This window comes from Paenarthrobacter sp. TYUT067 (assembly GCF_023656375.1).
Lineage (GTDB): Bacteria > Actinomycetota > Actinomycetes > Actinomycetales > Micrococcaceae > Arthrobacter.
Genome location: NZ_JAMOIT010000009.1, coordinates 1 through 19,344, shown reverse-complemented (window position 1 = coordinate 19,344; position 19,344 = coordinate 1). Strand labels below are relative to the sequence as shown.

Genomic DNA, 19,344 nt, shown 5'->3' with positions numbered 1-19,344 from the left:
ATGCCTCACCACGGCAACGAAGCAGAGCACTCAGAAAGCGGCGAGCCGCGCAAGCCCGTTATCCGGGACAACCGCAAGGTTGACCCGGAGACCGGGGCAGCCCGTCACCCCGATAGCGAAGCTGCAGCTCCCACCGAAGGCAACGCCGCTCCTACAGACGGCGACGCCCTCTCCCAGGCTGAGGAAATCCTCAACGGGGTAGAGGTGCCGGCCGAAGAATCGGTAGCCTCCGGTGCCGCGGCTGAAGCCCAGGCAGCGGAGCTCCGCAACGACCTCCTCCGCCTCCAGGCTGAGTACGTCAACTACCGCAAGCGCGTCGAACGCGACCGCGCCGTAGCAGGAGAGATGGCCGTCATCGGCGTCCTGAACTCACTGCTCCCGGTGCTGGACGACGTCGACGCCGCCCGCCAGCACGGTGACCTCGAAGACGGCCCCTTCGCCGCCATCGCCACCAAACTGGAGAACGCGCTGAAGACGTACGGACTGGAACGCATCGCGGATACCGGAGTCGAATTCGACCCCACCATCCACGAGGCACTCATCCAGCAGCCCGGCGAAGACATTGAGGTTGACACGGTCAGCCAGGTGCTGCGCTCCGGATACCGCTCAGGTGAGCGGGTCCTGCGTGCAGCCCAAGTGATCGTCGCGGTTCCCGCTTAGTCCCACCGCGAAGCGAGACAAGGGGCCCCGCCCCTACGCGTGGCGGCTTTAGTCCTACGGACTTAGCCGCCACGCTCCGGTAGGCCCGAAGCCACTCCCGGGCCCCTTGTCTCGCTCCGCTCCGGCGGTCGACTCACCTAAGGTGGGTGGACGCAGGTGCTTGTTTATTGATTTGAAAGGAAACGCTCTTGGCCAGCCAGGACTGGGTTGAAAAGGATTTTTACGCGATCCTTGGTATTGCCAAGGACGCGTCCGATGCGGATATTAAGAAGGCTTACCGCAAGCTAGCGCGGGAGCATCACCCTGATACGAACTCTGGGGATGCTGCTGCGGAGAAGAAGTTTAAGGACATCTCCGAGGCGTACTCGGTGTTGTCCAATCCTGAGGACCGTCAGCAGTACGATGCCATCCGTGCCATGGGCGGTGCCCGGTTTGCTCCGGGTGCTGGCGCCGGGCGTGGTGGTGCCGGAGCTAACGGTGGGTTTGAGGACCTGTTCGGCGGCCTGTTTGGCGGTGGGCCTGGTGCCCGTCAGCCTGCGGGCGGTGGCATCCCTCCGGAGTTCGCTGACCTGTTTGGTGGTGGGTTTGGAGGTGCCGGCCCCACCGGGTTCCAACGGGCTCCGCAGAAGGGCGCGGACCGGACGGCTACAACGTCCATCTCCTTTGCCGGATCCATCAAGGGCACCACGGTGAGCCTGCGTGAGAGCAACGGCAACGTGATCGACGTCAAGATCCCGGCCGGCATCAAGGACGGGCAGAAGGTCCGCCAGCGTGGCAAGGGCAACGCTGGCCCTGCCGGCAACGGCGACCTCATCATCACGGTGAGCGTCAAGCCTCACGACTTTTTCCACCGCGACGGCGACAACATCCGCATCCACGTGCCCGTCACGTTTGCGGAGGCGGCGCTCGGCGCCACCATTGAAGTTCCAACGCTCGACGGCGACACCGTCAAGGTGCGCGTTCCGGCCGGGACTCCGTCGGGCCGTACCCTCCGGGTGAAAGGTCGTGGCGTGAAGACGTCCAAGTCCACCGGCGACCTGCTGGTGACAATCGACGTCGCGGTCCCGCAGAACCTCAACAAAGAAGCAGAGGAAGCCGTGAAGGCTTTCGCGGCGGCCACCACTGATGCCAACCCGCGCAGCGACTTGGCCGCGAAGGCCCGGTTGTAAGGAGGCGGTCATGGCAATCGACGTCAACCAGCCGATCTTTGTCATCTCCGTGGCTGCGGAGCTTGCCGATATGCATCCGCAGACGTTGCGCCAGTACGACCGTTTGGGCATCGTTTCGCCCAGCCGCGCTCCCGGCAAGTCCCGCCGCTATTCGCAGAACGACGTCAATAAACTGCGGGAGGTCCAGCGCCTCTCGCAGTCCGGCGTCTCGCTCGAGGGCATCAAACGCATCCTCGACCTCGAAAACCAGGTTGCCGCTTTGCAGTATCGCGTGGCTGAGCTGACGGAAGAACTGACCCGCCGCCGCTCACCCGTGGATGCGCGGATCTTCGCGGCAGGTGCCGCGGGCGACGTCGTTAGCCTGGCCCGCGGGCAGCGTCCACGCGCGCGGTCGCAGGCCGTAGTGGTGTGGCGGCCGCGCCAAGGCGAAAGCCTTTAGCCCCTCGAAAACCCTTAGCGTCCCGGAACTACGGCAAGGTCCTGTCCCAACTGACCACTACCCGGGCAGCGCCGGCTTCGGTCCGTTCTACGTCCACCACGATCTGCGACTCTTTGGCTCCCATGTCCCGGATCTGCTGCTTGTAATCCTCAAGGTGCTCCTGCAGGGACTCCTCGGTCCATTCGCCCGGGCGCATCCTGGTGGAGATTTCCACGGGCTCCTCCCTGACCAGAATCTCCTCCGGTTGACGCCGCGGTGTCTTGGCCGGCTCAGATTCGCTGGACGGTACCAGCATGCGGAAGCCGAAAACTCCGCCAGCTATGCCAGCGACGAGGCCCGCGGCAATAAGCCAAATGGCCTTTCGGGGTCCGCGGCGCCCAGGAACCGCTTCAGTGATGCTCTGTGCTTTTCTCGCGCTTCGTCGTGCCATGGGGAGTTCAACTTTCCAGTCGGCGGTGGGGGTTCCATGCTGGTGGTGCGTCTGAATCCTGCCCATCCATCGTAAGCATGCTTAGAACCTTTGGTAAGTCGATAGCTGGACCTGCCGCCGGTGATGAAGGGGGACCGCCATATGGCTAGACCACCTCAACGGGAAGATAATGAAGGCATAGCACGGCAAGCAGCGCTCGTGCGGGTGTTCTGAGCATTGACGCGGTCTCGGCGGCCCTGCTCGTGTGGTGAGGAATCCCGATGTCGTTGTCGGATGAAGAACGCAGGAGCTTGGAAGAGCTGGAGCGGGATCTCGCTTCAACGGATCCCGGCCTCGCCTATGAGCTGAAGTCCGGTCGCCCACGTGGCGCTCTGGCGCGCAACGTTCTTGGCAGCCTGGCCGTTCTGGTCGGCTTCATCATGGTGATCGCCGGGATCGTCACCCAGCTGGTCATCCTGGGCGTCGCGGGGTTCCTGCTGGCCAGTGGCGGAGCCTATTGGCTCGTGACCGGGACATCGCTACGGAGACTGTTCGGACGGCACGACGACCACGCGGCACCTTAGCAGGTTCGGCACCTGAGTCGCCCCGCACCACCCTGCCGGTGCGATGGGGAGCGGCGGCTAGGGACGACGTTCGGGGGAGACCTTCCGGGAAGACGTTACCTAGGGAACCGGTGGGACCGGCGGCTGGACCGGGGTTTCCTGCCGCTGGACAGGCTCGGGTTCGCCCGGAGGCATCATCATTCGCCAAGCAAACACTGCGCCCGCTCCCACGACGGCAGCAGCAATGGCGGTGAACCATACTGCACGGCCGGAGCTGCGCTGCGTGGTCTTCCGGCTGAGCGCTCGGGTGGCCTTCTTTACTGCCTTGGCGGCAGTGCGTTTAGCTTCCTTGGCGGCCTTTTTGTTGCCGGTCAAAGTGAGCATCACACCCTGGACCACGGACGGCACGTCGGCGTGGTTGATCCGGGACAAAGCCCACCTCACCACTGCGTCTGTTTGTGCGGATGTGCCCTCTGTCGCATGCGTTACCCATTCCCGGGCAAGATCCTGGGCGGCGGGAATGATGCTTTGCGCTTTGTACATGCTGAGCCCCTCACGTGGTTAGACGACCTGCTTGCCAGCCTACGCTTGAGCACCTGTGATCAACAGATGCCCCCCGGCGCGCGCTCCTTCCCAGTTGCCCAGTGCCACCCCGCATATAACGCGGGCCTGGGGGCCGACACGCCGTGGCTTACAGGCGGCGAGGCAGGGCAACCGGGAAGGAGCGGCGCGAAGCATCCGGGTGATTAGGTCCGCACTACCGAGGCCAGCTCCACCGGCTCCTCCAGTCCGGCCCACTGTCCGTTGAGAATCAACTCCCCGTGAAGCTCCTGGGCCGCTGCGGTGCTGGCCGAAGCATCTGCGGCTACATCCAGAACCCGGGTGACTTTCAACCGCAGGGCACCCGCATCAATGATGGTCACGCCGCTGCCGGATACCGGCGCCGAGGCACTCAACGCGGGGACGCCGTCGTCGAGCTTTCCGCTGCCCTTCACCGTGACCGTGCTGGGCCGGGGCTCAGGCTCGCCGTCGACGATCAGTTCGGCCTCTTTCTGGCCGGTGAGGATGGCAGCGGCGAGGACCCTGATGTACACGGGATCAGCGCAGGCGTCGTACACCCAGCGCTTGCCCAGGACCGAGTGGTCCATGGTGCCGATGAGCCACTCCTCGGCGCCGGCAAGCTCGTAGCCGCGGTAGCTGAGCGGCACCTGGTAGATGCGCTCGCCGGCCGCGACCACGTGTGTTTCGAGCCCCACCTCGCCGGTGGGATCGTCAAAGCGGTAGGCGCCGATGAGCTCCGGGGTGCCGTCCTGGATGAACCAGGGCTGCTTCGGTAGGTAGTCAGCGATGAGTTCGAGCTTGGACGGGGACAGGGTTGCCTTGTGAATGATCGCCATGCTCCCAAGCCTAGGGCAGGGCAGGACTGGCTCCCGAAGGCGGCCCCGGGTGGGGCGGCCTACGCTCCCGGTTTGGGCACCAGCGAACCTCGGGCGGCGCCCACCATTCCCTCGACGGCGCGTGCAAGGTGCGTGCCGCGGTCGTTGACGCCGTCCCATCGGACCAAGGCCTGCGCGTTCAGGCCATCAACCATGCCGAGGATTTGCCAGGCGACGGCGGCGGCGTCGGAAACGTTGAACACTCCTGTGGCGTTCCCGTCCTCCACCACGTCCTGGAAGACCTTCTGCCAGGCATCCATCTGCTCCCGGACGGCGGCGGCAAGGGTTTCATTGCGGCGCCCCAAGGTCCAGGCTTCCACCCAGATTGCGGTGACGTCGAGCCTGCTGTTGTCCAGAAGGGTGTCCACCAGCAGGGCCAGGCGTTCAGATGGTCCTGGGCACTGGCTCAGCAAGGCGGCGACTTCCTGTGTTTCCGCTGCCACGATGGTGGCGAAGGTGCTGGAGACCAGTGCGTCCATGGTGGGCTGGTAGTGCGCCACCAGACCGGAAGCAACGCCAATTCGCGCGGCGACGTTGCGCAGCGTGAGCGCCGTGAGGCCTGCCTCGAGGGCGATCTCGCGGGCGGCTTCGGTGATTTCTGCGGCGCGCTCAGCCGGTGACTTACGGACTGCGCGCTTCTGTTGAGTGCTTGACATTACAGACCAGTCTAGATTAGGTTTTCTGCATTGTTGATCATGCGATCAACAAGAGAATGTCTGAAGACGAAGGAGTCACCCATGGCTTGGAGAATGCCGGCCGAAACCGCACCGCATGAGCGCACTTGGATGGCGTTCCCCCGCACCGGCCTGACGCTTGGCGACGACGCCGCCTCTGCCGAAGAGGCCTACGGTGCCTGGACCGCCGTCGCCCATGCTGTAGCCGAATTCGAGCCGGTCACCATGGTGGTGGACCCCAGCGAACGCGAGCGCGCCGCCCGGATGCTGGGTAACGGCATCGAACAGATCGAGGCGCCGCTGGATGAGTTCTGGATGCGCGACGTCGGACCCACCTTTGTGCTGGACGACGAACGCCCCGGCGTGCTTGGCGCCGTGGACTGGATCTTCAACGGCTGGGGTGCTCCGGCATGGTCCGAATGGCAGAAGAGCGCCGGAATGGGCCGTTTCGTTGCGGAGAAGTCCGGTGCCGAACTTGTCAGCTCTTTGCTGGTCAATGAAGGCGGTGCCATCCACGTAGACGGCAAAGGAACGGTGCTGGTAACAGAAACAGTCCAGTTGGATCCAAACCGGAACCCTTACGCCAACAAGGCAGCAGTTGAAGCCGAACTGGCCCGCACCATCGGCGCCACCAAGGTCATTTGGGTACCCCGCGGACTGACCCGCGACTACGAGGACCTGGGCACGCGAGGCCACATCGACATGGTGGCCACGCTGCCCGCACCCGGCCAAATCCTGCTGCATTCCCAGACCAACCCGGAGCACCCGGACTACGAGGTCAGCCGCACACTTCGGGCATTCCTTGAAACGCAAACAGATGCGGCGGGCAAGCCGTTCGAGATCGTGCCGCTGCCGGCGCCGGAAACGCTGCGCGACGAAGACGGCTTTGTGGACTGGAGCTACGTCAACCACTTGGTGGTCAACGGCGGGGTCATCGCTTGTGGATACGGGGAAGAACATGCCGACTCCCTCGCCGCTGAAATCCTGGCCGAGGCCTACCCCGGCCGCCGTGTTGTCACGGTGGATGCCCGGCCCATCCTCGCCCGCGGCGGCGGCATCCACTGCATCACGCAGCAGCAGCCCAAACTTGCAGGAGGTGCAGCGTGACGGCTCCATTCGACGTCGTTGAGGCCTCCATCGCAGAGCTGCGCGAGGCCCTGGAAACAGGGGAGGTGACCAGTGAGGAACTGACCCAGGCGTACCTTGACCGCATCGAGGCCTACGATCACAACGGCATCAGACTCAACGCACTGGTGGTCATGAACCCCGATGCTTTGGCGGACGCCCGGGCCTCGGACGAACGCCGGACGGAGGGCGCGCTGCGTGGGCCACTGGATGGCATCCCCTACACCGCCAAGGATAGCTACCTGGCCAAAGGGCTCACCGCGGCGGCGGGTTCGCCCGCCTTCGAGCACCTGATTGCGCAGCGCGACGCCTTCACCATCGAGCGGCTCCGCGATGCCGGTGCGGTGCTGATTGGGCTGACCAACATGCCGCCCATGGCCAACGGCGGCATGCAGCGCGGCGTGTACGGTCGCGCCGAAAGCCCGTATAACGCCGGCTTCCTCACTGCGGCGTTCGGCTCCGGTTCCTCCAACGGTTCCGGGACCGCGACGGCGGCCAGTTTCGCTGCCTTCGGCCTTGGTGAGGAAACCTGGTCAAGTGGCCGCGCACCGGCGTCGAACAATGCTCTGTGCGCCTACACGCCCTCCCGCGGCGTCATCTCCGTACGGGGCAATTGGCCGTTGGTCCCCACCATGGACGTCGTGGTCCCGCACACCCGCACCATGGCCGACATGCTCGAGCTGCTGGACGTCATTGTGGCCGACGACGCCGAGACCCGCGGCGACTTCTGGCGGGCGCAGCCCTGGGTTCAGATACCCAAAGCTTCAGAGGTGCGGCCGGAGTCATACACGGCGCTGGCTTCGGAAACGCTCGACGGCGGACGGTCGGCTCTGCGGGGCAAGCGTTTTGGAGTGCCGCGCATGTACGTCAACGCAGATCCGGACGCCGGGACCAGTGCGCAGCCGGGCATCGGCGGGCCGACCGGGCAGCGCATCCAGACGCGGGCTTCCGTGATTGACCTGTGGGAGGCCGCCAAACAGGACCTTGAAGCAGCCGGGGCCGAGGTTGTTCTGGTGGACTTCCCGGTGGTCTCCAACTATGAAGGGGACCGTCCGGGCGCACCCACCATCGCCACGCGGGGCCTTGTCACCCCTGGATACCTCAAGCGTGAAATCGTGGACCTGTCAGCCTGGGCGTGGGACGACTTTCTGCGTGCCAACGGCGACCCCGCGCTGAGTGGCCTTGCTGAGGTGGACGGTTCCAGGATTTTCCCGCACCCTGAAGGCGCCCTGCCGGACCGCTACACCGGGTTCGACGACGACATTGCTGAGTATCCCGGGCACGTCCGTGAACGCGGAGTTTCCCGGTTCACGGATATCCCCGAGCTGGAAAACGGGGTGCGTGGCTTGGAGGAGACCCGGCGGGTGGACTTGGAGGAGTGGATGGACGGGCTCGGACTGGACGCCGTCCTGTTCCCGGCCGTCGCGGACGTGGGACCCGCTGACATGGACGTCAACCCTGCTTCTGCCGACCTCGGCTGGCGCAACGGCGTCTGGGTGGCCAACGGAAACCTCGTCCCGCGGCATCTCGGCATTCCCACAGTCACCGTACCCATGGGAACCATGGCAGACATTGGCATGCCCGTGGGCCTCACCTTCGCGGGCCGCGCCTACGATGACACAGCACTGCTGACCCTGGCTGCCGCCTTTGAAGCAACAGGTTCTCGTCGGACGGTGCCACCGCGCACGCCGGCGCTGTAGTTTCGCCGCCAGCCCTGCGCTCCTGCCCGGTTGCTTTCCCGCTGTCACCGTAGATAGGCTCCGACACCGGTGAGTCGACCTAGTTTGCTGCCCGACCGGGGGTCTAACTGGGAAGGAGCGCGGGCAAGCGGCCTGGCGCCGATGCGTGGACGGGCCCCGGCACTGATTACAATCAAAGGGACGTCGACCACTGAGGGAATCATGAAGAAACTCACCACTGTCCTGATCGCTGCCGGGCTCATCGCCTCGGCATCCGCCTGTTCCGCCCAGCAGCAGCTGACTACCGCGGAAACGTGTGACCGCGTGGGCGTCGCCGCATCCGGCATTCCCCAAAACGCTAGCAAGACCGCCACCAACCGCGTGGCCAACGCCATCCGGCCCATCGAAGTCGTTGCATCGGACGAAATGAAGCCGGTTGTCACCGCCATCCTGGAGTACATGGATGAGCAGTCCAAGGAAACCCCGGACGAGGCGAAGCTTGGCGAGCTCGGCCAGGCCTACCAGGAAGCCGGCACCAAGTACGGCGAGCTCTGCCGCGGCTAATGACGCCCGCGCGCTGAACACACAGACGTGCTGAACACGAGAGGGACCGGTTGAAGGACCGGTCCCTTTCGCGTCCCAACCATCTCTCACTTTCTGGCCCTTAAACCGGAACCGTCTCTCACTTCGTAGCCGTTATGGCGCGACGCTCTATCACTCCTCTGAGAAGAGCGAGAGAGGGTTGCCGGGAAGGGCGTGGGATGTGAGAGACGGTTGGGTTCAAGCAGGTGGGATGTGAGAGAGGGTTACTTTTCGTCGGGGCCCAGGTCAGGCCCGACGGCGAAACTCACCTCACGCGTCGCGCTTCCGTGGAGTTCCAGGATGGCGAGCTCATTGGCGCCTTCCCGAATGAGCGGACCGGGAACATAGAGCGTGCGCTGGGGCCCGCGGCTCCAGTACCGTCCGAGGTTGAAGCCATTGATGAAGGCGTTGCCCTTGGTCCAACCGTCCAGGCGGAGGAACCTGTCTCCGGGGCCGTCGGCGTCGAAGGTCGCGAACGAAACAGATGGCCCAGCCACCCCGGCAGACGCGAAACCGCGGGGAAGCGTAACCGCTGCGGACCGGTAGGCCTCCAGCGAGTTCACATCAACAGCGCCCACTTCCCAGTCGAAAAGCTCCACACCGTTCAGCATCGCGGGACCGATCAAGCCCTTGGCCTCGCCGATCCGTTGGCCGTAGTTCACCCGGCCCTGGTCCTCCAGAAGAACCTGCAGACGGCCGCCGCCCGGGATGACAACAGCGCGTTCGCCCAATTCCCGGCTCAGGACGCCCACGGGCACGCCATCCAGGAAGAACTGTGCCCGGTCCCGTATTTCCGAGAAGGACAGCACTCCGCCGTAAGGCAGCGATGCCTCGTACAGGTAGAAGCCCCGGTATTGGCCGGTCACTTCCACCGGCGGTACCGGCCCGGGAACCAGCTGCGCAGCGGTCGGAACGGAGAGCAGCGGGACGGAGGACGTGACGGACAGGACAGAGGATTCCGGAACAGGCGTCCGCCGATGCGGCACCTCGGAAGGAACCGGGAAGTGCTTGGCAATGACGTCCCGGAAGGCGAAGTACTTGGCCGTGGGTTGTCCGTCCTCGGAGAGCGGAGCGTCGTAGTCGTACGAGGTAATGGTGGGCTCGTAAATACCCTTGTCGTTTGCCCCGTTGCTGAACCCGAAGTTGGTCCCGCCGTGGAACATGTAGATGTTCACCGAAGCCCCGGCAGTCAGCAGCGCATCCAGTTCGGCGGCGGAAGCAGCGGCGTCGGTGGTGTGGTGGTGCGTGCCCCAGTTGTCGAACCAGCCGTTCCAGAACTCTGCGCACATCAGAGGGCCGGTAGGCTGACGCTCCCGCAGGAAAGCCAGCCGCTCATCCGCGCGTGATCCAAACGTTCCTGTCTTGTGAAGTTCGGGCAGCGAGCCGTCCTCGATCATGGTCCCGAATGGTTGGTCGCAGGTGAACAGCGGAACATCAACACCCAACCGTTTGGACAGGTCAACCAAGTGCTGCAGGTAGGCCTTGTCGCTGCCGTAAGCGCCGTACTCGTTCTCGATCTGGAACATGATCACGGGCCCGCCCTGGGTGATTTGCCGCGGCACCACAATCTCCAGCACGGACTCCATGTAGGAGGAAACGGCGGCGAGGTAGCCGGCTTCGCTGCTGCGCACTCCCACGGTGGGATCGGTGAAAAGCCAGGCAGGGAGTCCACCGTTGTCCCATTCGGCGCAGATATACGGGCCGGGCCGCACGATGGCCTGCATCCCGGCATCGGCCACCAGGTCCAGGAACCGGCCAAGATCCAGGCCGCCGTCGCACACAAAAGCGCCGGGAACGGGGGAATGCTCATTCCAGGGCACATAGGTTTCGATGGTGTTCAGACCCATCAGCCGGGCCTTCTCAATCCGGTCCGCCCACTGGTCCGGATGGACCCGGAAGTAGTGGATGGCTCCGGACAGGATACGGAAAGGCTGATCGTTCAGGAGGAAATCCTGACGGCCGATTGCGAAGGTCTGCAACTAAAAATCCTAAAAATCAGGCCGAACGGAGAACGGCATGGAAAGCGAACGACGCATTGCTCCAGATCACGAACAGCAGCGGCGCCGGTGCCAGGGCAACGCCGAGAACGGGCTGCAGCACGGCAGCGGACACGATGATTCCCAGCAGGATCAGCATGGCGGCGCTGAGGTACCAGCGCTGCACCACCAGATACAGCGAGGCCTTCAGCACGCTCTTGAGCTTCGCATCGGGCAACAGCACGACGCCGGCAATCGCCGTGACGGTGAGGCTCACCGTCACGGCGGCTGCTACGACGATCAGAGGCACCAAAACTGCGGCGCCGGGGATGGCCTGGTTCTGGACGACGGCCAGGTCCACGCCGAGGAACATCAGGAGGCCCACCGCCCCGACGCCCAACAGCGCGGCCTTGCCGAAACTGCGTTTGTATCCCCGAAGGAAAGCGGCAACCGGCTTGACCGCACCGCCGTCGTCGTTCAAGGCCTTGAAGGCGGCGAAGATGCCGGCGAGCGACGGTGCGACGGTGACGGAGAGAGCCAGGAAGAAGGGCCAGGCCGCCGCCGGATCTGCAACCAGTGACAAGGAAAGTACCAACGGGGCATTGGCCACCGCCATCAGCACATTCCCGGCAAGGAAGGTGTAGATGAAACCGAAGATGCTGCCAAAAGCCTCGAACCCCGGGCTGGGGATTCGTCCTGCCAGGCCGCGCCGTTTTGTTCCACCCACAACACTCATCCTTTCATCCCGCTGGTGGCGATGCCCTGGATGAAGTAGCGCTGGCCGATCAGGAAGATGATCAGGATGGGGATCACGGAGATCACCGAGCCGGTCATGATCATGGCGTATTCGGCGTCGAACTGGCCCACGAAGGACCGCAGGCCCAGCTGGACGGTCCAGAGGCGGTTGGACGTGAGGTAGATGAACGGTCCCATGTAGTCGTTCCACGTGTTCACGAACGTCAGCAGCGCCAGGCTGGCCAGGGCTGGCTTGGACAGTGGCAGGATCACCCGCGCCCAGATGCCATACTCGCTCAGGCCATCGATCCGGGCAGCCTCGCAGAGCTCATCCGGGATGGTCATGTAGTACTGGCGCATCAGGAATACGCCGAACGCACCGAACGCCTGCAGCAGGATCAAGGCGTTGAAGCTGTTGGTGAGGCCCAGGTTCTGCATCATGATGTACTGCGGCACCATGTAGGCCTGCCACGGAACGGCAATGGTGCCGATGTAGGCGAGGAACAGGACATCACGGCCCGGGAATCGGACCTTGGAGAAACCATAGGCAGCCAACGAGCCCGTCAGGACCTGCAGACAGGTGATGATCACTGCCAGGTAGAGCGAGTTCTGCAGGTAGCCCATCATGGGGATACGGGTCCAGATGTCCGTGTAGTTGCTCCACACGAACTCCTGCGGAATCCATTGGATGGGAACGGTCAGGACCTGGTTGTTTTCCTTCAGCGAGGAGGAGAGCATCCAGATGAACGGCACCATGAGTGCCACCACCAGGACCACCAGGACGCCGTAAATAATGACGTTCGCGGTCCGCTTCTTTTGCTCCCGTGGGGAGCGCTTGCGGTCAGTACGACGGCGGTCTTCCGCAGTGGGTGCGCCGTTCGGCAGCGGCGATGCGTCCGTCAGATGAGTGGCTTTGAGGTCTTCGGCCATGTTGGTCATCAGCGTTCCCTCCGCTGTTGGATCTTGAACTGCAGGACGGTAACCGTCAGCACGATGATGAATAGGACCAGCGAGATGGCCGAGGAGTAGCCGAACTTACCCTCGCCAATGCCTTCCTGGTAGATCAGCTGGGACAGCACCGTGGTGGAGCGGCCCGGGCCACCGTTGGTCATGACCACAATGAGGTCGAACACCTTGAAGCTGGAGACCGTCAGCATGACCACCACAAAGAACGTGGTGGGACGCAGGGACGGGATGGTGACGTTCCAGAAACGCTGCCAGGCGCTGGCACCGTCAACCTCGGCAGCCTCGTACAGTTCGGTGGGGATCGCCTGCAGGCCGGCCAAGTACAGCACCATGTAGTAGCCCATATCCCGCCACACACTGGTGATGATCACAGCCGGCATGGCCCAGTCCGAACTGGAGGTCCAGCCCGGCGGGTTGGCGATGCCGATGGCGCCAAGGAACTGGTTGATGGGGCCGCTGTCCGGGCTGAACAACATGTTCCAGACCACGGCCACTGCCACCAGCGAGGTGATGTACGGGAAGAAGATGGCAACCCGGAAGAAGCCGATGCCCTTGAGTTTGCGGTTCAGCAGCATGGCCAGGAGCAGTGCCAGGGCCATGGTCAGCGGGACGTGGCCCAAGGCGTAAACAACAGTGTTTCGCAGCGCGATCCAGAAGGAGTCGGACGCGAACATGCGCTCAAAGTTGGCCAGGCCAATCCATTTGGGAGCGCTGAACGAGGTCCATTCCATGAAGGAGAGCGCGAAGGCGGCCACGACTGGAATGAGGGTGAAGGCCAGGAAGCCAAGGAAGTTCGGAAGGATGAACGTCCAGCCGATCAGCGTGTTGCGCCTGGCTTGCTTCCTGTTGCCGCGGCTCTGCACGGGGGCAGGTGCCTGGGTGATTGTTTCTGTAGTCATGATGACCGCTCCCGGGGCGGGGGCGTTCCTCCATTTCAGGATCCGGAGAGTTCAGATCCGGTGCTGGTGCTGCGCCTGACGGACGCAGCACCAGGACCGGGGGAGTGTTACTGGGAGCTACTTGCCCAGAACTTCGCTCGTGACGCGCTTGCCCATCTCGGCGATGCCATCAGTGACGGAGCGCTCGCCCACCATGATCAGATCATGTTCCTGGTTGAGGATCTTGTCCGTGGCGGCCGACTTGTCGCTGACAGGCATTTCCAGCTCGGTGGTGTCCGGCGTGAAGGCCTTCTTGGACAGCTCATCCGTGGGCATGCCATCGAGCTTGAAGTACTCAGCGGTGATGGAGTCGTTCTGCAGCGCAGGGACCACGCCGATCTTGGAGATCGCCTTGGCGCCCTCTTCACCGGCAGCCCACTCGATGAACTTCTTGGCCTCATCGGAGTGCGTTGCGTTCTTGTTCACGGCGAAGGCCGTGGGCGAACCGAACGTGGTGACCTTGCCGTCGTCGTTCTTCTGCGGCATCGGAGCCAAGCCCCAGTTGACGTTGGTCTTGCCGTCCTTCTTGGCCTGGAGGATGCCGGCGATGTACCAGGTACCCATGGGCATCATGGCTGCCTGGCCGGACTCGAACATGGTGCGGTAGCTGGTCTTCTGGCTCTTGGCGGTGCCGAAGTCCAAGGTGGCGCCGGACTTCTGCAGGTCCAGTGCGGTGTTGTACTGGTCCTGCATGAAGCCGTAGTCGCCGCTGTTTTGGTCAGCACCGTTCTGGGCCGCTGCGATGGCCTGGACCGTTGAACGCCAAATGTGGTGGTAGGTGCCGTACGTCTTCTTGCCGCCGGCCTCGGTGGAGAGCTTCTTGGCGATCTCGGTGTACTTCTCCCACGTCAGGTCCTTGGGATCTTCAATTCCGGCAGCCTTGAACAGGTCCTTGTTGTAATACAGGAGCCAGAAGTCCTGGCGGTAGGGGGCCGCGAAGTACTTGCCGTCAATGTTGAAGGCGTCCGTGCCGGCCAGGTTGTCTTTACCCAGCTTGTCCACCACGCTGTTGATCTCCTGAAGCTGGCCGTTGTTGGCGTAGCGGGAGTAGTCAATGACGTTCTTCATGGTGAGGACGTCAGTGGTGTCGCCGCCGGCAAGCATGGTGGTGACTTTCTGGGGGTAGTCATCGGCCAGGATGTCCACGGGTTCAATGTCCACGGTGGGGTTGGCGGCCTCGTAGCTGTCAAAGAGGGCCTTGAACTCCGGGGTGCCCTCGTAGTTCCACACCGAGACGGTCAGCCGGGTCTTGCCTTCGGCCGCCTGCGGTTCGGCGGGACCGGCAGCGCCGGCACAGCCGGTGAGTCCGAGCCCTGCAGTCACCGCAAGGGCGATTGCGGCGAGGGTTGTGCGCTTCATTGCGTTCTCCTTTAGTACTGGTTCTTAAGTTTGCCGTAGGTGCGGCTTTGTTTTAGTGCCGAGGTGTTCTTGAGGAAGCTAGGCGCTGAGGCCGAGGTCCGCGTGGACCACTTGGGCCAGGAGGTCCTTGCCGGCGAGGTACCGTTCAAGGTCATCCAGTGCGGCATCGGACATCCGCCTGGTTTCGGTCCCCAGCGAACCTGCGATGTGCGGGGTGAGGATCACGTTGGGGAGACTGTACAGGGTGGAATTTGCGGGCAGTGGCTCGGGTTCCGTGACATCCAACAGGGCGGTGATACGTCCGGTGGCGCATTCTTTCTCGAGGGCTTCAGTGTCAACGAGCGAACCGCGGGCGGTGTTGATAAGCGTCGCATGGTCCTTCATGGACTGCAGCTCCGCGGTGCTGATCATGTTGCGGGTTTCCGGAAGTGCGGGCGCATGAATGGTGACGACATCGGACACTGGCAGGAGTTCCTGAAGGCTGACCAGCGTGCCGCCTGCTGCCGCAACTTCAAGCGGATCTGCATAAGGATCGCTCACCAGGCAGGTGACGTCCTGGAGCTGCTGAACCAGCTGGACCACCCGGCGGCCAATACGGGAGAACCCGATGACGCCTATGACCCGGCCGATGTTCCCCAGCTCCCCGCGGTCGCCGATGTAGCTCCAGTCGTCCCGGTACATGCGGGCGTCGTTGGCCAGGACGTGTGCTTTCTTGCCTGCCAGGACAATGGAAGCGAACGTGAACTCGGCTACGGGGATTGCATTGGCGTCGGCGCCGTTGGTGACGGTGATGCCGCGATCCCAGAGTTCCTCGCTGACAAAGCTGCGCACCGTTCCTGCACAGTGGAAAACTGCCCGGAGCTTGGGCATGCGCTCCAGACGCTCTGCGTTGAGCTGCGGAACTCCCCAACTGGTGAGGAGAATTTCCACTTCTTCCAGGCGGCCCGTCAGCTCCGGTGCGTCCAACGTATCCGTCCACGGCTGGTCGCCGAGATCCACCATTCCCGCCAGCCGCTCCAGTCGCGTGGAATCGAACTGATCAGCAAAGGTTCCGCTATTCATGACCAGCAGTGCCTGGGGCTTGAGCGACATTGAGGGGATCCTCCTTTCGAAACTAACAGCGGTCTGTTCGACCGTGATTTATGTGTTGCATCACATCTAATAATCAGTACATACTCATAAACAAGACAGTTCATTCAACTCAATCGAGCTTGATCTAAAACATTCAAACTCGAACAAGTGAGAGAGAATTCCTATGGCAACCGGCACGGCCGCCGTTCAAGCGCCTCCCCTCCTGAGTGCATGGGGTTCCAGCGCCAATGCCTCCGCCTTGATGGAGTCACTCCGCGGCGCCCGTGATCGCCTCACCGTTCGTCCAGCGTCCGACGCCGGGTGGCGGCTCACTGCCGACCGCCCCCTTGTGCAGCTACGCGCCCAAGCGGAAGCGGAGAAGGGGAGCCCCTGGCCGCAGCCGCTCGTTTCGCACTATTCGCGCTACTTCCGCGACGGGAACCGCACGGCGTACGAGGGACTCGTGGCGAGCCGACAGCAGCGCCTGACCCGCGCCGTCGTGATGGTCTTGGTCAATGACGGACCCGGCAGTGACTGGCTCGACGAGGTGATCGACGGCGCCTACCTCCTCTGCGAACAGAGCTCATGGAGCTGGGCTGCCCACGATGACGTGTTTACACGCAACGGCGACGTTGTTCCGGACCGTTCCCGCCCGTACCTGGACCTGGGTGCAGGGGAAGTGGTGGCGCAGCTGGCGTGGCTTGACCATGTCCTGGGCGCTCAGCTTGATGAACGGGCACCCGGGTTGCGGAAACGCCTTCGCGAGGAGGCTAACGAGCGAGTCATACGCCCGTTTCTGGACCGGCTCGACTGGCACTGGCTTGGGTTGGACGGCGATGTCCACAACTGGAACCCGTGGATCCACTCGAACATCCTTGTGGCAGCGCTGGTGCTGGTGGACGATCCGCAGTTGCAGGCGAGGGTCGTTGCCCGCTGCATCGAGGGGTTGGATCGCTTCCTCGCCTCCATCCCGGCAGACGGCGCCATAGACGAAGGGTTCGCCTATTGGTGGAACGGTGCAGGCCGTGCACTTGAGGGCCTTGCAGTGTTGGAGGAGGCCAGCAACGGTGTCCTGAACCCGGACCTGCCCGTGATCCGTGCACTGGTTGCTTTCCCGCACCGGATGCACTTGGGGCACCGTTGGTTCCTTAACGTCGCCGACGGCCCGGCTCGCGCCCACGAAGGACTGCCGTGGGGCATGCTGCACCGTTGGGCTGTGAGGCTTGGGGATTCCGAGGCCGCCGCGCATGCCGCAACCTTTGCCGCCGTCGAGCCTGAACCTCAAGCAGCCGCCGGCCTGGGCCGCGTCCTCACCCAACTAAGTAGCAGCACAGCGCGTTTTGAGCCCTCAAAACGCGCTCAGCTGCGACCTGGCTGGGGGACGTACCTGCCGTCAGTCCAGATCATGGTGGCGCGGCAAACCCCGGGCTCCTCCGCCGGGCTGACCCTAGCGGCCAAGGGCGGGCACAACGGTGAACACCACAACCACCGGGATGTTGGCTCCGTGGTGGTCGCCGTGGACGGCGTGCCCTTGTTGGTGGACGCCGGCCAGCCCACGTACACCGCCCAAACGTTCGGACCTGATCGGTATCAGATTCGGGCCATGCAGAGCGCCTGGCATAGCGTGCCCGCGCCTTTCGGGCTGGAGCAGGGGACAGGGCCCTCGTTTGCGGCAACCGTTGTGCAGGAGCCCACCCCGGAGGAACCGACCCTCGCCCTCGGACTCGGAGCTGCTTACGGGCTGGACCACGCCGAGCAGTGGATTCGCACCTCGCTGATGAACCGCGAGTTGGGCAACGTGGTCATTGATGACCGCTGGAACCTCGCAGCGACTCCGCCCGAAGGAACGCCCGACGTCGACATCACCTATCTGCTTGCCGGCGCCGTCCGCGTCGGTACAGACGCGACCGCGACCATCACCTCTGCGGGAATTCCGACAGTCAGTAGCCCCGTGGGATTGCGCTTGCGATGGAAGCCGGCCACCGCCGTCGTGCTTGTTGACGAATGGCTCCTGGACGATCCGCTCCTCAGCGATATCTGGGGCGCAAAACTGACCCGGCTCCGTTTTCGCATGCCGGCCGAAAACCGCGCTTCCGGCGCATTCACCCTCACCGTGGAGGCAACATCTTGAGTTCCGAACAGACCCCCGAAGTGGGCGGAAAATCGCTGTTTTCGCTGCAACGTCGTGAGCGGCTCATGGAGGAGCTGCGTGCCCACGGGGCCATCACAGTGCGCGACATCGCCGCGAAGCTGGGCGTCAGCGAGCTGACCATCCGGCGCGACGTGAACACGCTCGCCGACGAAGGCCTGGTGTCACGTGTTCACGGCGGTGCCACGTTGCCCAGCCCGTTGGATCGATCGGCGGCTGTGGGGAGGCCGTCGGCGCACAGTTACTCCATTGGCATGGTGGTCCCGTCATTGGACTACTACTGGCCGCAGGTGATTTCGGGGGCACGCGGGGAGGCCGAGGTGCAAAATCTCCGTATCCTGGTGCGCGGCTCGGCTTACGATGCCGCAGATAACCGCCGCCAGGTCCAGGCGCTCCTTGATACGCAGAACATTGACGGCTTGATCGTGGCCCCGGATATGGGTGGTGAACATGGCAAGGAGCTGCTCCGCTGGCTGAACGCCCTGCCCATCCCGGTGATCATGGCTGAGCGTCGGGCGCCATCGGAGATTCCCTCACACCGCCTCGAGTGGGTCGCGACGGATCACTCCTTCGGTGCGGGCATGGCCGTGCGGCACTTGTGGCAGGAGGGCCACCGGATGATCGGCTGCCTCACTGATTCCACGAGCCCCACCAGTCCCCACGTGGTCCGCGGGTGGAAGCAGGCCTTGGCTGCCCTAAAGATTCCGCTGGAAAAGTCCATCCATGAGGACTCGGCCAAGCTGGACAACGGTGACCGGGCCAAGCACTTTGATCGGGTCTTGGAGCTCTGCCGATCCACGGGAACAACGGCCATGCTGGTGCACTCGGATACCCAGGCCGTGGCGTTCGTGCAGCACTGCGTGGACCGCGGCGTGGATGTGCCCGGCAGCATGGCGATCGTGGGATACGACGACGAAGTTGCCTACCTTGCCGAGCCCGCGATCTCCGCGGTTCGGCCACCCAAGAGCTACGTGGGCAAGGTGGCGGTGCAGTTGATGGCCGCACGCCTGGCCGAAGGAAGGATGCGCCCTGTGCACCGGATCGACCTGAACCCTGAGTTGATAGTCCGCGATTCGTCATTGGGGGCGCCGCGGGGGCTCGCCGGAGTTGTGCAGGAGGATTCGCTCTGATGCTTTTGCCCCCTCTTGACCACAAGCTTTCCCCTCTCACCGGCCTGACCCGCGAGCACTGGTGCGCGTATGCGGATCACCTCCTCCGTTCCGCCCACCGTTTTGGGACCGAGGACCACGCCAATATCCACCTTCCCGGGGCCAACAGCCGGTACGGCCCACGGAGTGATTCGTTGGAAGCCTTCGCCCGGACGTTCCTTTTGGCCTCGTTCCGGATTGCCGGCGATCCAGAAAAGTACACGTCCGCGGTAGTGGATCTGCTCACCAAACTTGAAGCGATTCGG

19 protein-coding genes and 1 pseudogene are annotated in these 19,344 nt (G+C 63.7%); 10 read left to right on the top strand and 10 right to left on the bottom strand.

The window, feature by feature from the left end; genetic code table 11:
* From MOD31_RS09725 to MOD31_RS09715, 3 genes are all read left to right on the top strand, one after another.
* A complete protein-coding gene (locus MOD31_RS09725) occupies positions 1-660 on the top strand; it encodes a nucleotide exchange factor GrpE (protein WP_142937826.1) in 660 nt (219 codons plus the stop codon).
* A gap of 188 nt (positions 661-848) precedes the next feature.
* Positions 849-1,829, top strand: coding sequence for a DnaJ C-terminal domain-containing protein (locus tag MOD31_RS09720; RefSeq protein ID WP_166842239.1), 981 nt, complete (start codon positions 849-851; stop codon positions 1,827-1,829).
* 10 nt (positions 1,830-1,839) lie between these two features.
* The gene (locus MOD31_RS09715; protein ID WP_250820460.1) at positions 1,840-2,268 is read left to right on the top strand and encodes a heat shock protein transcriptional repressor HspR; all 429 of its coding nucleotides are present in this window, start codon (positions 1,840-1,842) and stop codon (positions 2,266-2,268) included.
* Between the two features lie 28 nt (positions 2,269-2,296).
* Here the strand turns inward: MOD31_RS09715 and MOD31_RS09710 are convergent, their stop codons facing one another.
* Positions 2,297-2,764: a hypothetical protein gene (locus tag MOD31_RS09710; protein ID WP_250820459.1), complete on the bottom strand. Its 468-nt coding sequence runs from the start codon at positions 2,762-2,764 to the stop codon at positions 2,297-2,299.
* 194 nt (positions 2,765-2,958) lie between these two features.
* Between MOD31_RS09710 and MOD31_RS09705 the strand changes: the two genes are divergently transcribed.
* Entirely contained in the window at positions 2,959-3,261 is a 303-nt protein-coding gene (locus MOD31_RS09705; RefSeq protein ID WP_166842241.1) for a DUF3040 domain-containing protein, read from the top strand.
* A gap of 99 nt (positions 3,262-3,360) precedes the next feature.
* On the opposite strand, the gene MOD31_RS09700 is transcribed toward MOD31_RS09705, so the two are convergent.
* From MOD31_RS09700 to MOD31_RS09690, 3 genes are all read right to left on the bottom strand, one after another.
* Positions 3,361-3,783: a hypothetical protein gene (locus MOD31_RS09700; protein ID WP_250820458.1), complete on the bottom strand. Its 423-nt coding sequence runs from the start codon at positions 3,781-3,783 to the stop codon at positions 3,361-3,363.
* A 203-nt stretch (positions 3,784-3,986) separates the two neighbouring features.
* A complete protein-coding gene (locus MOD31_RS09695; RefSeq protein WP_250820457.1) occupies positions 3,987-4,637 on the bottom strand; it encodes a hypothetical protein in 651 nt (216 codons plus the stop codon).
* A gap of 59 nt (positions 4,638-4,696) precedes the next feature.
* Entirely contained in the window at positions 4,697-5,332 is a 636-nt protein-coding gene (locus tag MOD31_RS09690; RefSeq protein ID WP_250820456.1) for a TetR/AcrR family transcriptional regulator, read from the bottom strand.
* Between the two features lie 81 nt (positions 5,333-5,413).
* Here MOD31_RS09690 and MOD31_RS09685 point away from each other — a divergent pair, with 81 nt between their 5' ends.
* From MOD31_RS09685 to MOD31_RS09675, 3 genes are all read left to right on the top strand, one after another.
* Entirely contained in the window at positions 5,414-6,457 is a 1,044-nt protein-coding gene (locus tag MOD31_RS09685) for an agmatine/peptidylarginine deiminase (protein WP_250820455.1), read from the top strand.
* Entirely contained in the window at positions 6,454-8,175 is a 1,722-nt protein-coding gene (locus tag MOD31_RS09680; protein ID WP_250820454.1) for an amidase, read from the top strand. Before MOD31_RS09685 ends, MOD31_RS09680 begins: the two co-directional genes overlap by 4 nt.
* A 201-nt stretch (positions 8,176-8,376) precedes the next feature.
* Complete coding sequence (locus tag MOD31_RS09675; protein ID WP_142937835.1) at positions 8,377-8,718, top strand: hypothetical protein; 342 nt, start codon at positions 8,377-8,379, stop codon at positions 8,716-8,718.
* 242 nt (positions 8,719-8,960) lie between these two features.
* Here MOD31_RS09675 and MOD31_RS09670 read toward each other — a convergent pair whose 3' ends face one another.
* From MOD31_RS09670 to MOD31_RS09645, 6 genes are all read right to left on the bottom strand, one after another.
* Positions 8,961-10,715 (bottom strand): beta-galactosidase, encoded by a 1,755-nt coding sequence (locus MOD31_RS09670; protein ID WP_250820453.1) that lies wholly within the window; start codon positions 10,713-10,715, stop codon positions 8,961-8,963.
* A gap of 16 nt (positions 10,716-10,731) precedes the next feature.
* Positions 10,732-11,439 carry a hypothetical protein gene (locus tag MOD31_RS09665; RefSeq protein ID WP_223941007.1) on the bottom strand — a complete coding sequence of 236 codons (708 nt, stop codon included), beginning with the start codon at positions 11,437-11,439 and terminating at the stop codon, positions 10,732-10,734.
* Between the two features lie 5 nt (positions 11,440-11,444).
* Entirely contained in the window at positions 11,445-12,386 is a 942-nt protein-coding gene (locus tag MOD31_RS09660) for a carbohydrate ABC transporter permease (protein ID WP_250820452.1), read from the bottom strand.
* A complete protein-coding gene (locus MOD31_RS09655) occupies positions 12,386-13,312 on the bottom strand; it encodes a carbohydrate ABC transporter permease (RefSeq protein WP_142937844.1) in 927 nt (308 codons plus the stop codon). The genes MOD31_RS09660 and MOD31_RS09655 overlap by 1 nt, the downstream gene beginning before the upstream one ends.
* A gap of 117 nt (positions 13,313-13,429) precedes the next feature.
* Positions 13,430-14,710, bottom strand: a complete 1,281-nt coding sequence (locus MOD31_RS09650; RefSeq protein WP_250820451.1) for an ABC transporter substrate-binding protein — start codon at positions 14,708-14,710, stop codon at positions 13,430-13,432.
* A 78-nt stretch (positions 14,711-14,788) separates the two neighbouring features.
* A complete protein-coding gene (locus MOD31_RS09645; protein ID WP_250820450.1) occupies positions 14,789-15,802 on the bottom strand; it encodes a hydroxyacid dehydrogenase in 1,014 nt (337 codons plus the stop codon).
* Positions 15,803-15,965: 163 nt separating this feature from the next.
* Between MOD31_RS09645 and MOD31_RS09640 the strand changes: the two genes are divergently transcribed.
* The 3 genes and pseudogenes from MOD31_RS09640 to MOD31_RS09630 form a co-directional block, all read left to right on the top strand.
* Positions 15,966-17,912 (top strand): heparinase II/III family protein, encoded by a 1,947-nt coding sequence (locus MOD31_RS09640; RefSeq protein ID WP_250820449.1) that lies wholly within the window; start codon positions 15,966-15,968, stop codon positions 17,910-17,912.
* Positions 17,909-19,060 (top strand): LacI family DNA-binding transcriptional regulator, encoded by a 1,152-nt coding sequence (locus MOD31_RS09635; protein ID WP_250820448.1) that lies wholly within the window; start codon positions 17,909-17,911, stop codon positions 19,058-19,060. Before MOD31_RS09640 ends, MOD31_RS09635 begins: the two co-directional genes overlap by 4 nt.
* A gap of 59 nt (positions 19,061-19,119) precedes the next feature.
* A pseudogene (locus MOD31_RS09630) lies at positions 19,120-19,344 on the top strand (DUF2264 domain-containing protein); the annotation flags it as partial.